General features: G+C 58.7%; 12 protein-coding genes. 4 read left to right on the forward strand and 8 right to left on the reverse strand.

Annotated features, from left to right (window positions below; translation table 11 throughout):
* Positions 1-8: 8 nt before the first annotated feature.
* The 3 genes from kaiC to SynBIOSU31_RS11505 form a co-directional block, all read right to left on the reverse strand.
* Entirely contained in the window at positions 9-1,547 is a 1,539-nt protein-coding gene (gene kaiC / locus SynBIOSU31_RS11495; RefSeq protein ID WP_186490201.1) for a circadian clock protein KaiC, read from the reverse strand.
* Positions 1,548-1,613: 66 nt separating this feature from the next.
* Complete coding sequence (gene kaiB, locus SynBIOSU31_RS11500) at positions 1,614-1,973, reverse strand: circadian clock protein KaiB (protein WP_186490203.1); 360 nt, start codon at positions 1,971-1,973, stop codon at positions 1,614-1,616.
* A complete protein-coding gene (locus tag SynBIOSU31_RS11505) occupies positions 1,970-2,860 on the reverse strand; it encodes a circadian clock protein KaiA (protein WP_186490205.1) in 891 nt (296 codons plus the stop codon). Before SynBIOSU31_RS11505 ends, kaiB begins: the two co-directional genes overlap by 4 nt.
* 126 nt (positions 2,861-2,986) lie before the next feature.
* Between SynBIOSU31_RS11505 and rplU the strand changes: the two genes are divergently transcribed.
* A complete protein-coding gene (gene rplU, locus SynBIOSU31_RS11510; RefSeq protein ID WP_186490207.1) occupies positions 2,987-3,361 on the forward strand; it encodes a 50S ribosomal protein L21 in 375 nt (124 codons plus the stop codon).
* A 51-nt stretch (positions 3,362-3,412) separates the two neighbouring features.
* On the forward strand, positions 3,413-3,679 hold the full coding sequence (gene rpmA, locus SynBIOSU31_RS11515; protein ID WP_114994614.1) for a 50S ribosomal protein L27: 267 nt from the start codon (positions 3,413-3,415) through the stop codon (positions 3,677-3,679).
* A gap of 18 nt (positions 3,680-3,697) precedes the next feature.
* Here the strand turns inward: rpmA and SynBIOSU31_RS11520 are convergent, their stop codons facing one another.
* Complete coding sequence (locus tag SynBIOSU31_RS11520; RefSeq protein ID WP_186490209.1) at positions 3,698-4,159, reverse strand: DUF2127 domain-containing protein; 462 nt, start codon at positions 4,157-4,159, stop codon at positions 3,698-3,700.
* A 12-nt stretch (positions 4,160-4,171) separates the two neighbouring features.
* Complete coding sequence (locus SynBIOSU31_RS11525) at positions 4,172-4,933, reverse strand: class I SAM-dependent methyltransferase (protein ID WP_186490211.1); 762 nt, start codon at positions 4,931-4,933, stop codon at positions 4,172-4,174.
* Between the two features lie 93 nt (positions 4,934-5,026).
* On the opposite strand from SynBIOSU31_RS11525, the gene truB reads away from it, so the two are divergent.
* Positions 5,027-5,917 (forward strand): tRNA pseudouridine(55) synthase TruB, encoded by an 891-nt coding sequence (truB, locus tag SynBIOSU31_RS11530; RefSeq protein ID WP_186490213.1) that lies wholly within the window; start codon positions 5,027-5,029, stop codon positions 5,915-5,917.
* A gap of 51 nt (positions 5,918-5,968) precedes the next feature.
* On the forward strand, positions 5,969-6,712 hold the full coding sequence (locus SynBIOSU31_RS11535; RefSeq protein ID WP_186490214.1) for a YebC/PmpR family DNA-binding transcriptional regulator: 744 nt from the start codon (positions 5,969-5,971) through the stop codon (positions 6,710-6,712).
* Here the strand turns inward: SynBIOSU31_RS11535 and SynBIOSU31_RS11540 are convergent.
* The 3 genes from SynBIOSU31_RS11540 to SynBIOSU31_RS11550 all read right to left on the reverse strand — a co-directional run bounded on the left by SynBIOSU31_RS11540 (position 6,702) and on the right by SynBIOSU31_RS11550 (position 12,615).
* Positions 6,702-10,397, reverse strand: a complete 3,696-nt coding sequence (locus SynBIOSU31_RS11540) for a hydantoinase B/oxoprolinase family protein (protein ID WP_186490215.1) — start codon at positions 10,395-10,397, stop codon at positions 6,702-6,704. The genes SynBIOSU31_RS11535 and SynBIOSU31_RS11540 overlap by 11 nt on opposite strands.
* Positions 10,394-11,125 (reverse strand): glucosamine-6-phosphate deaminase, encoded by a 732-nt coding sequence (locus SynBIOSU31_RS11545; protein ID WP_186493012.1) that lies wholly within the window; start codon positions 11,123-11,125, stop codon positions 10,394-10,396. The genes SynBIOSU31_RS11540 and SynBIOSU31_RS11545 overlap by 4 nt, the downstream gene beginning before the upstream one ends.
* Positions 11,126-11,199: 74 nt before the next feature.
* Positions 11,200-12,615, reverse strand: a complete 1,416-nt coding sequence (locus SynBIOSU31_RS11550; protein WP_370593628.1) for a SpoIID/LytB domain-containing protein — start codon at positions 12,613-12,615, stop codon at positions 11,200-11,202.
* Positions 12,616-12,623 lie beyond the last annotated feature (8 nt).

A 12,623-nucleotide genomic window follows, 5' to 3' on the forward strand; every position in this document is an offset into this window, starting at 1 on the left:
GGCGCTGATCAGGCGTCGGGAGCCACCCCGCGGGCGATGCGAGAAAGCTCACTGCGCTCATCACTGATGACCCGATTCGGCACTCCAGAGATGATCCGCTCAAAGTTGGAGAAGGAATCCTTGATCTGCGGACCGTTGCCGGTGATCACAAACTCACGGATGCCCTTGTCATGCCAGGACCCACGCATCTTGAACACATTGACGGCGCGGGCCATTTCTCCACGGATCTCGACGTACTGCAACAACAAGATCGTGTCGGTGATAGTGGAAATATGGGAATCAGTGATCGAATGGCTGCCCATGAACTCCTCTGAGGTGTTCGTGAAGAAGCCGGCGATTTCTTCCTGTTTCGCATAGCCAGTCACACCGATCACGAATTGACGGAAGGCGTTGTGACTCACACCACGGGCCAGGGCGGAGAGGGAGTCAATCGCCATCCGTGAAGGTTTGAACTGACTGATCTCCGTCTTGATGATCTGCAGGTGATCCTCGAGGCCAGTCGATTCCGGATAAGCACAAATGATCTTGAGCAGACCATCCTGCTCCATCTGTTCAAAATCAATGCCCCAGCTGGTGCCGTTGCGGAGGAGCTGGGCACGCGACTCCTCGTAAGCGAACAGGATGGCGCGTTCTTTATTGCGACAAGCATCCTCGATGAAATTCGAGACAAGCAGCGTCTTGCCAGTACCCGTGGCTCCCGTCGCCAGAATGATCGAGTCTTTGAAAAAACCACCTCCGCACATCTCATCGAGTCGGGGAACGCCCGAACTGATCCGCACATTGGAGGAGCGCTGAGTGAGTTGCATGGCACCAAGCGGGAAGATGCTGATCCCATGCGCACCCATCGTGAATGGGAACTCTCCCTTCATGTGGGTGGTGCCGCGCAGCTTGAGAATCTCCACGGTGCGCCGACGGCGTTCACCCTCCAGCACATTGCGCAGAATCACCACGTTGTCGGAGACGAATTCTTCAACGCCGTAGCGAGCAATCGGACCGTATTCGTCGATGCGCTCCGTCGTCATCACGGTGGTGACACCGATCTCCTTGAGACGAGCAATCAGACGGAAGATTTCGCGACGGACAACGAAGACAGCGTCGTATTGCTGAAACACCGCCGTGATCGAATCGATCGCAACCCGTTTCGCTTTGTATTTACGAATGGCGTAATTGATCCGCTCTATCAGACCGGACAGGTCGAAACTTCCGGCCACATCCTGACCATCGGGGTCGGGAGAGGCGTCAAGGATAAACAGCTTGTCCTGTTCGACCATCTCTTGCAAATTCCAACCAAAACTGGCGGCATTGCGAAGGATGTCGAGAGGCGACTCTTCGAAGGTGACAAAAATCCCCGGTTCGTCGAAGTGGGCGACGCCGTTGTGCAGAAAATGCAGCGAGAAGACCGTTTTGCCGGTGCCGGAGGTACCGCTAATCAGTGTGCTGCGCCCGATGGGAAGGCCGCCGTGACAGACATCATCAAAACCCTCGATCCCTGTCGGAAGCTTCTGAACCTGCATCTGTGGAGAACCACTGGAGCTGGAGATCTGCATAACGACGCTCTTATGGCTGCAAGTTAAGGAAAAAACAAGTCACCACCTGCTGGTGCACGGGCAGGCTTAAGAATCTGATTCGTCTGTCTCTGACTCTTTCAACGCATCCATCAACGATGAAGTGAGGTTGTTCTCGGTGAGTTCGTCGTAGAGAAGGTCAAGTCCAATCAGCACCCGCTCACGGTCGGACAGATCGCCGATGATCCGACGCACCGGAGGGGGGAGGATCTTCGACAGCGTCGGGGTGGCGAGAATCTTGTCTTCCTCCGCCAGCTGCGGATTCTTGAGCACATCAATCACTTTCAGGGCGTAGACGCCTTTGAATTCAGTCTCAAGGATGTTGCGCAGAGTCTTGAGTGCCCTCATGGAGTTCGGCGTGTTGCCGGCCACGTAGAGCTTGAGGATGTAAGTCTTGCGTGGGCTCATGGAGCCACCTCCGGATCGGTGAGAACACGACGTTCCCCGGCCGCGGGTGTCATAGAGACCTCAGGAGGGATCGAGCGTCGATACATCTCGCAGAGGTGAGCCATGACATCGAGCAGAGCGAGGCGATAGTCCTGAAGAAAATCGTTTTTATGCCCTTCAAGTCTGAGCTGCTTCCAGAAGTCGTCAATGAGATTCATGTGGATCTCCACAGCTCGGGTGATCGGCAGATCACCGAAGAAGGCTGTGTTCACGAAACTCTCCAGTGCCTGGTTGGCCGCAGCCGGATCCCTGAAGTAACTGATCAATAGATCTCGGTAGGTGCGCTGAAGTGACTGAACGAGGTCCCGCTGCTCATCAGGGGGCAAGTTGGCGAGAAAGCGCGAGGGGTCTCGCTTGTAAAAGACACCCAGATATCCGAGGCGTTCTTGTAGACGACTGGACAACTTCCAGGCGCTGCCCTCCATCGCAGGCATGGCGTTGTGTTCAGCAGCTTCATCTGGCCTGGATTCCTTTTGCCCCTGACGCAGGAAGCGTGAAATCGAGGCATCAACGTTGTAACCCAGCTGCTCCAACTGATCTCCAGGTAGATGGACCTCTTCAGGGTGGTAATCCACGCGACCCTTCAGCTCACCCACCACCACGGCGGGGAACAACAGCCCCTCAATGCCGAGCGCTTCACGGGTCTTGCCATCCAGCAGACACTGCTCAATGACAACGGCGTCCACCGCTTCCCGCTGGCGGCAGAGCAGTTCCACAACACCCTGACCTGACTCGACGGCACCAAGATCAACGGGTGAATAGCGATTCACCGGAAGCCATTGGCAGCAAATCTCTACGAGATCTCTCGTCTTGAGCAGCAAAGCGATCGTGAGTGCCGGACGAGCCATCCACTGCGACAAGGGTTGAGCTGAATCTTGACGAAAGGGACTAAGAAGACCGAGGATCTTTGTTTGTCTTTCGATTGCGGCTCAGGCCAAATCGGCTTGTCCGAGCCTGACCGCGTCCCTCAGCACATGGCCGAAACCAGCTCTAAAGCTTCTGCAGCACCTGAAACGGGCACCTACGCAATCGTCGAGGCGTCCGGCCAGCAATTCTGGCTGCAGGCCAATCGTTACTACGATCTCGACCGGCTGAATGCTGAGGTCGACGCGACGGTCACCCTCGACAATGTTCTTCTGGTGAAGGATTCCAAGGGCACAACACTTGGTAAGCCCTATGTGAAGGACGCCAGCGTTGAGCTGAAGGTGATGGCGCACCGCCGCGGCCCCAAGGTGATCGTTTACAAAATGCGCCCAAAAAAGAAGACCCGTCGCAAGAATGGTCATCGTCAGGAGCTGACAAGAGTCATGGTTCAGTCAATTTCTGTCAGTGGCAAAGCCATCAGCTGATCACCCGGATCAACCTCATCCAACGTTTTCTCTCCTCCTCCATCCCTCCTCATGGCTCATAAGAAAGGCACAGGCTCAACTCGTAACGGCCGCGATTCCAATTCCAAGCGCCTCGGCGTGAAGGCTTACGGCGGAGAATCCGTCACCGCGGGCTCCATTCTGATCCGTCAGCGCGGAACCTCAGTGCTGCCAGGAGTCAACGTTGGTCATGGCAAAGACGACACTCTTTTCGCACTGACCGATGGCGTGGTGAAGTTCGAGACGATCAAGCGCGGACTGCGCAATCGCAAGCGCATCAACATCACAGCTGCGGTCTGACCAGCACGACCTCTCCCGTCACGGGCTCCGCTCCGAGCTCAACGCCAGACGGGTCGTCAACACAAGACCAATCACGGTGAGCCCCAGGACAACCCATGTTCTGGGGTTTTGTTCATGGAGGGCATCCACAAGTTCCAAAGGCAGAGCCAGACCGAGCACCCCGACAAGCAACCACTCGCCCCAGCGGCGACCAACCCAGGTAGCCCAGGCCGCTACAAAGATCAAAGCGGCATAGAGCCCCGAAACCAAGGCCAGACGCATCAGACGTGTAGGGCCCAGCAGGGTTCCTTTCACTGCCAGTGAAGAAAGAAATTGACGATCCGCGTTCCCCCAGGTTTCGGCGAAATCAGAGAGTTCGGCGTAATGAACATCGCCAAACACGGCGGCGAGACTGATCGCGAACAGCACCCCAGCGAGCAGGAGCTTCTTGATCACAATCAAGCGAACCAGCAAGCGCCCCTGTGCGGGGGTCTGTGCCATCGATCGTTCCGTCTAAACGTTCTCCATCGGACGGTAAACCCTTGTTGTGATCAGCAACGGATGAAACAGCTCGAGAAAACGACTCTGAAGGCAGTGAAAAAAATCTTCCACCAACTCAGGGTCATCGAAGTGAAAGGGGTACTCACCGTCATGCCCTTTGAAGAAATACCAGTTGAGTAGAGCCCGACCGCCAGGCGAAAGGCGGCGGTGAAACTCCATCAGTTGCGCCGAGGGATTGGGAAGGTGCTCCAGCACATCAAGGCACACCACCGTGTCAAAACAGCGACCCGGAAGGCTGTCGAGATCGCGGTGGACGCTCACACGCTCCTCGAGTCCCAGGCGGACCGCACGATCTTGAACAAATGCACGGTTCTGAGGATTGAGATCCACAAACCAAACATGCCGCACGTTCTCCAGGCCCGCTGCAGCAAGAGCATGCGTTCCGATACCGCCTCCGAAATCGAGCACATCGCCATGCGCAAACTGCTGTTGAAGTCGCAGAGTGTCGGCGATGTAGTCGGAACTGCTGAGATGCCAGGCCGCTAACTCAAACAAATGGCCCGTACCAACAGTGTCTTCATAGAAATCAGCAGCTCGCTCGGGGTCAAAAGCTCCCGGATGCATCGCCGCCAAATCCTCCGTGCTCTGGGGCAGTCGATCGGCGACTTGCTCCGCTGAGAGCGACAGGTACGACGCCAGATGCTCCTTGACAGAGAAGCCGCTGTCGAGAAAGTCCTGAATGTCCACACCAGCGGAGGCATTGAGTGGCTTCATGGAGCGTCAGGACGTGATCGGGCAAACCTACGTGCGAGCCCACTGGTGCCAAAGGCAAGGTGCCACAGTCGACAGCTAAACGTGGTTGGCACCTTGACTGCGCCCATCGGCTTCGCCGTCATTGACAAGCCGGCTGGGCTCACGTCCCACGCCTGCGTCGCACGTATTAGACGTCTGCTGGGTATTCGCAGAGTTGGCCATGGCGGCACTCTGGATCCAGCGGTGACAGGCGTGCTGCCGATCGCCGTGGGACAGGCGACAAGATTATTGCCCTATCTACCTGGTGAAAAAACCTATCGAGGCGTGATCCAGCTGGGAATCAGCACCACTACCGACGATCTGCAAGGTGAGGAACTGTCCAAACAATTCGTCCCCGACCTGAGCTCAGCATCACTGGATCAGGCACTCAGTCGGTTCCGCGGCGCCATTAACCAGCAGCCCCCTCAGGTCTCAGCAGTGCACGTGGATGGTGAGCGTGCTTATGCCAGAGCCCGTCGCGGCGAGCAGATGGAGCTTGCAGCACGGCCCGTAACCATTCATCAACTGCATCTCCTGGAGTGGGATGCTGCACAAGCTCAATTGAGTGTGGAAGTGCACTGCTCAGCAGGCACTTATATCCGTTCACTGGCCAGAGATCTGGGTGCAGCACTTGGATGCGGAGGTTGTTTAGCCAGCCTTAGGCGGACCCAGGCCCTCGGATTCCATGACCACCAGGCGTTGTCTCTGCCTGAGGCTCCAGACGTGGTCGGCCAAGGAGAAATAAACTTGCTTCAACCCGAGTTGGCCCTGCCTCATCTGCCTAGGCGCCTGCTCACTGCTAGCGAGCAGCTGGACTGGAGCTGCGGGCGCAGGATCACCCCAGGCATCAGCGGTACAGCCAACGTTGTTGTCGTTCTCAGCGAGAGTGGGCGCATGCTCGGACTCGGTGTGCCTGATGCAGACGATGGGGTGAAACCGAAGGTAGTGTTTGAAGCTCGGGGCTGATGCTGCGACCTCAGTAATTTGCTCTGAATAAGGCGGACGCCGAAGCATCCGATGGCAGGCCACAGCAAATGGTCCCAGATCAAACGCACCAAAGCGGTGGTGGATGCAAAGCGAGGTGCTGTGTTCACCAGGATCGGGCGCGAAATCACCGTGGCCGCACGCCAGGGCGGTGACCCAGATGGAAATTTCCAGCTGCGCACGGCGATCGTCAAAGCCAAAGCCGCTGGCGTGCCAGCGAGCAACATTGAACGAGCCATCGCGAAAGGCTCCGGCAAAGCTGGTGACACAGAACAACTTGAATCAATCCGCTACGAGGGTTATGGCCCCGGCGGAGTAGCTGTGCTGGTGGAGGCACTGAGCGACAACCGCAATCGCACTGCAGCCGCTGTGCGATTGGCCTTCAACAAACACGGCGGCAACCTCGGTGAAAGCGGATGTGTGAGCTACCTCTTCGAGCATCGAAGTGAAGTGAGCCTCCAGAACCCGTCAATCAATGAAGAGGCACTGCTGGAATGCTTGCTCAATCTGAAGGCCAACGGTTATGAGCTCAGAAGCACCGGAGAGGCCCTGGTCCATGGTCCCTTTGAAGCGCTCGAATCCCTGCAAAACGGGCTGCGCGATCAAGGATGGAGGGTGTCGGAATGGGCACACTGCTGGCACCCTCTCACCCAGGTGAGACCGGACAACGAAGACATCACCCGACAGTGCTTGAAGTTGCTGGAGGCCTTGGAGGAACTCGACGACATCTGCAGTGTTAACGCGAATCTCGAACTGAGGGATGACCTCAGCCTGTGAACGGATCAAAGCCACCGCCACCGGGAGTGGCGATCAGAAGTCGATCGCCGGTATTGACCTGAAGCTGCACGCAACCGTCCAGCTCCTGCACCGTTCCATCAGCTCGGGTTAAAAGAGCCGTTCCCGTTTTGCCCGATTCTCCACCGGCCAGGCCGAAAGGGGCGACGGTTCTGGAACCAGACAACAGCGCTGCAGTCATCGGTTCCAGAAAACGGAACTCCCTCACCAAACCATCTCCTCCACGCCAGCGACCAACTCCACCGCTGCCTCGACGGAAGCCGAAACGTTCAAGTCTCACTGGAAATCTCTGCTCGAGAATCTCCGGGTCCGTGAGCCTGGAGTTGGTCATATGCGTCTGCACGCCGCTTGATCCAGCGAAGCCTTTGCCTGCTCCACCACCACCGGCGATGGTCTCGTAATACTGCCTGCGCCCGTCACCAAAGGTGAGGTTGTTCATCGTGCCCTGGGCCGCGGCCATCACCCCGAGCGATGCAAACAAGAGATTGCAGAGAGCCTGCGAGGTTTCTACATTGCCGCCCACGACTGCAGCCGGTGCGCTGGGGTTCAGCAGGGAGTCCTTCGGGACGATCAGAGTCAAAGGGCGAAAACATCCAGCATTCAGGGGAATCGGCTCCTCAACCAGACAACGGATCACATAAAGAACAGCAGCCTTGGTGACCGCCAGCGGAGCATGGAAGTTGTGGGTGCCCTGGGGACTGGTCCCAGTGAAATCGAGCAAGGCCTGTTGCCGTTTGCGATCGACCTTCAAGGCCAGCTTGAGCTTTGCACCGTTGTCGAGCTCAACCTCGAAGGCCCTGTCCTGAAAGCGGCCAATCAGCCTCCGAACGGTTTCCGCCGCATGGTCCTGAACATGCCGCAGGTAGCGCCGCACTCGGAGGCGGCCCTCCAGTTGCAGAAGCTGATCGACGAGTTCAGTTCCCAAACGATTGGCCGCCGCCTGTGCCTGAAGATCTGCCCAAAGCAGTTCGGGGTCCCTGGGAGGTGCACTGAGCCCCTGCAAACATTGATTCCAGCCCCTGCGATCCGGTGTTCCCCCGGCGATTAACCAGTGATTGCGCACCAGTAGACCTTCCTCCTCAATGCTGGAGCTGAAAGGAGGCATCGAACCTGGCGTCAGCCCGCCGACATCCGCGTGGTGGCCGCGACAGGCCACAAAAGCGAAGGGGTCGGGGTCTCCCTCGAGGAAACAGGGTGTGATCGCCGTGATGTCAGGCAAGTGGGTACCACCATGAAATGGATCGTTGCTGATCACGGTGTCCCCAGCCGCCAGCGAAGGCCTCTCCCCCCGGCGGATCTGCCCCAGCAGATCTTCAACCGCATCACCCATTGAACCCAGGTGCACAGGGATATGAGGCGCATTGGCCACAAGTGCCCCCTGTGAATCGAACAGCGCACAGGAGAAATCCAGCCGCTCCCGCATATTCACAGAACGACTGGTCTGACGCAGCCGCTCTCCCATGCGCTCAGCAATTTGCATGAAACGGTGATGGAAGAGGCTCAGATCCACAGGATCTGGGACCGAGTCCTGGTCCGAATTCGCTTCACTGGCACCCGCCCCGGAACAGGAACTGACAGAGGCACCCCTGGATGCACCCTCGAGCAGCACACTGCCGTCGTCCAACAGCCTGGCCATCCAACCTGGCTCCAGAACGATGCCCGCCGTGGGGTCCAGGATGAGCGCAGGTCCCGACAAATGCTGATCGCACTTCAACTGCCAGCGCTCCAACACAGGCACCTCACACCAGCCCTGCTCTCTCCAGTGAACGCGAGCACGCAGAGGTATGGCAGATGACGTAGCTGCTGCGGCCCCTTGAACTTGAGGAGTTGATGGGCGGGAGCTCTCCGCCATCGCATCCAGCACCTCCACTTCGAGGCGTTCGGCGATCAAAGGAGCCGTGCGCGGCGGCGCATAGCCGAACCGACGTTGATGCGCCTGGTCAAACCAGGTTTCAAGCTGATGCTGATCCAGGTCTGCAACACCTGATGCCAGGGAGAACATCAGCCCCTGTTCCGCAGAAGAATCGCGCAGCTCAATCCTGATCTGATGCTCCGGTGCTGCCGAGGAACCAGCCGTGAGCTTCTGCAGCTTCAAGATCGCTGTTTTCAGGTCAGATGTGACCATGGCCGGCAGCTGAGTGAGCAAAGCAGCATCCAGAGGACGGCGGATGGATCTCTGATGCAGCTGACGCTGACGGGCCTGCCCAAGGCCATAGGCCGAGAGCACACCAGCCAGGGGATGCAGCAGCACCTGACTCAGCCCCAGAGATTCAGCCAGCCGGCAGGCCAGCTGCCCTGCAGCTCCGCCGTAGGCGATCAGCGCACCTCCACGGATGTCATGCCCACGGAACAAAGAAACATGCCGGATCGCTCCCGCCATCACCTCGACGGCGAGGTCAAGAGCACCTTCGGCCAGCTGCTCGGGTTGTTGACCCAATCGAGACGCAAGCGCCTGGAACTGCTCACGGGTCGCCTGAAGATCAGGAGGCTGATCGCGGTCCGGCCCAAACACTGCCGGGAAGGCAGCGACCTGCAGTCGACCGAGCAGCAGATGGGCATCCGTGATGGCCAGAGGCCCGCCACGGCGATAACAGGCTGGGCCTGGATCAGCACCAGCCGAGCATGGACCCACCGTCAGTCGACCGCCATCAGCACTGACAATCGACCCCCCTCCTGCCGCCACCGTGTGGATCGGCAGCCGCGCCGCTGTCAGCTGAAACCCTGCAATCGCCGTTTCAGCGCTGCGTTCCCACTCCCGGTCGGCAGCGCCCGAAGGCAGGCAAAACACATCCGTGCTCGTGCCCCCCATATCCACACCCACCAGAGCCGAAGCCCCGAGACCAGCTTGTTGTGCGGCGGCAACAGCTCCGACCATGCCGCCCGCCGGACCCGACAGGATTGTGTCCTTGGCAAGGAGCGAATTGGGATGCTGCAGAGCCCCACTGGACGTCATCACCCGCAATCGGGTCTGATCCCCCAAAGCGCCTTGCACCTGAGTCAGATAGGAGGACAGCACAGGCCGAATGGCGGCCTCAACCACTGTGGTCTGTCCTCTAGGAACTAGGCGCGGCAGTGGACTGGCCTCATGAGAGCAGACCACCGTCCTGAACCCCGCCATACGGACTAGCTCCGCCAGAGCTTGTTCATGGATGGGATCACGCCAGGCATGCATCAAAGCGATGGCGCAACAGCGGATGCCGGCCTGGTGATGACGGACAAGCCTCTCCAAGAACCCATCCTGGAGCCGTAGTGGTTCCAACTCCCTGCCATCTGCATCCAGGCGACAGTGCACCTCCTCGATGGCAGCCAGCAGAGAAGGGGGCTCGGGAATGGCCAACGCAAAAAGGTCTTGACGGTGCTGGTCACCGATCACCAACAGATCGGCCAGGCCGCGATTGGTCACAAGCAGCACAGGCTCGCCAGCCCCCTCAAGCAGTGCATTGGTGGCAACGGTGGTGCCCAGTCGCAGTTCCTCGATCAATCCGGGATCAATCCGCTGCTCCAGCGTGAGCCCCATCAACTCGCGCATGGCAGCAACAGCTGGATCCCCAGGAACATCCGGCTGCTCCGAAAGCACCTTTCGCACCAACAGCTGTCCTGAAGGGTTACGGGCCACCAGGTCGGTGAACGTACCGCCACGGTCAATCCAGAACTGCCAGCCGTTCAAGACAACATCGGAAGGTGGGCAGAGGCGGCATCATCCACCCACAGATGCACGGCCGAGTGGCGCTGCAGCCAGCTGGCAGGAACCTCGGCACTGCAGGGGTCGAGCAACGCTGTCCGCAAAATTTCTGCCTTAGCGGCTCCAGTCACGATCAGATGGATCTCATCTGCAGCAAGAATCTCATCAAGACCAAGTGTGATGGCCTGCTCAGGCACCTCTTCAGGGTTTCCCCCGAAAGCACTGGCATTCTGAATCCGCGTGGCTTGCTCCAATGTCACCACACGGCAGCCACTCCCGGGTTGTGAGGGAGGCTCGTTGAAACCCACGTGACCGTTGCCACCGAGACCAAGCAGCTGAAGACCAATACCTCCTGCTTCATGCAGCGCAGATCCATAGCGTCGAGCCTCCTCCGCAGAATCCTTGGCCATTCCATCCGGCAGCTGCAACTGGCAGTGCGAGAGATCGAGATGACAACCCAGCTGGGTATGCATGTAGGCGGCGAAGCTGCGGCTGTCTTCTGGCGGCAGACCCACGTATTCATCAAGGTTGAAACTCAGCCAGCAGCGCTTCAACTGTTCAAACTGCGGTGATGGCCATGTCGCCAGACGCTGAATCAGAGCCGCATAAAAGGGTTCCATGGTCCTTCCCGTGGCCATCCCAAGCGGCTTGAAGCGCTCCTGGTCGAGGGCCGTGACGAGATGGTTCACCACGTGATCCACGACCGCCTCCATCAGCGCGGGCGGCTCTGGGCGGCGCTGCACCGAAAATCTGGACAGAAACTGAGGCACGCAACGATCGCTGCAGTTCAACCCATTAAGGCTGGCTCTGAACGGGTGCCAAATGCCACTGATGGGTCATCTGCCGGTCGGTACGGCCTGATCGTTGCCCCGCGATAGTAGTGATTGAGAATTTCACGAAAATCGGCGCCCTTGCTGGCCAGACCATGGGCTCCCCATTGGCTCATGCCCACACCGTGGCCGTAACCCTGGCCTTCTGCTTCCAGCACCATCGAACCGCTGGATGTTTTATGGGGTCTTGCACTGCGAATCGATGCATTTGGGCGCGCACTGAGTGGTGGTGGTGGCAAGGGAGCAGCTGCGACGGCACGACCGGCTGGAGCCTGATCAACCGCACCGCTGAAACCGCTGGCTGAATCCCGCCAGAGTCCGATCAGCTGCGGCGGTGATTTGGCACCATGATCAGCAGGCTTCACGGACTCGACTGCACCTCCTAAATCCCCCTGTAGGAGGGAGAAACTCACCATCGTGCTTTTCAAGCCCAGACGCTGACGCAGTTGACGACCTGTGAGCACCAGTGATCCCAGCGGGCCTTGAATCCGCGCAGATCGCACCCTACCGGTGGAACTGGTGCTGAGCACACTTAACCGCTCCACTCCACCGGTCTCCTCAAAGCGACGTCGCAGATCAGCAACCTCGAAACGCTGATTCCAGCGATGCACAGGACTGTGCTGGTCATGATCTTCAACGCTCACGAGATATGGAAGCTGGTTCTGCCAGACCTCTCCACTGGGCTCGGTAGATCCTCCTGAACTGCTGTGAAAAACAGCATTGATCAAACGGCCGCCATGCACCAGAACCAGGGAGCGCGTTGTGGCAACGGCTTCTCGGGTTTTGGGCGTTTCAGATTCAATTCCTTTGTAGACCTGGCTGCTGACCGTGGCTTTCACATCAAAATCCGCCTTGCGTCCGCGTTGGCGGAGGGCGTAGGTCCGGGCTGCCACGGCCTGAGCCTGCAGAGCTGCCAGCGGCCACTTCGCAGGCATCTCGCTGCCCACAACACTGGGGAGGTAAGTCTCAATACCCAGCTGATTGATCGCCAGGATCCTCCCACTGCGGACCACCAGCAGCAGGTCACCGCGATAACGGCGGCGCCCGAGCCAGATACCGCGGGGGTCAGTCGTGCTGATCCGAAGCGAGGCGCGGCCATCCACACGGCCATCCACGACCGTCAAGCGATTGTTTCGCAAGCGAATCTGAAGACGCTGAAAGCGGAGTTCATTGCTGGCAAGACCATGCACGATGAGGGGCTGATCACCATCGGCGCGCAGGATCAGATCCGAACCCTCGGCCACCAGAACACGCATCTGTGGCTCCTGGGCGGTGATCGCAGTCCTGGCATCAGCGGCCAGAGCAACGACTGCCACTGGCAGCATCAGAGCTGCTCCAGCAGCAGCCCGACCGATGGAGATGTGCAGAAACACTCAGGAGG

It is taken from the genome of Synechococcus sp. BIOS-U3-1 (assembly GCF_014279975.1).
Taxonomy (GTDB): domain Bacteria; phylum Cyanobacteriota; class Cyanobacteriia; order PCC-6307; family Cyanobiaceae; genus Synechococcus_C.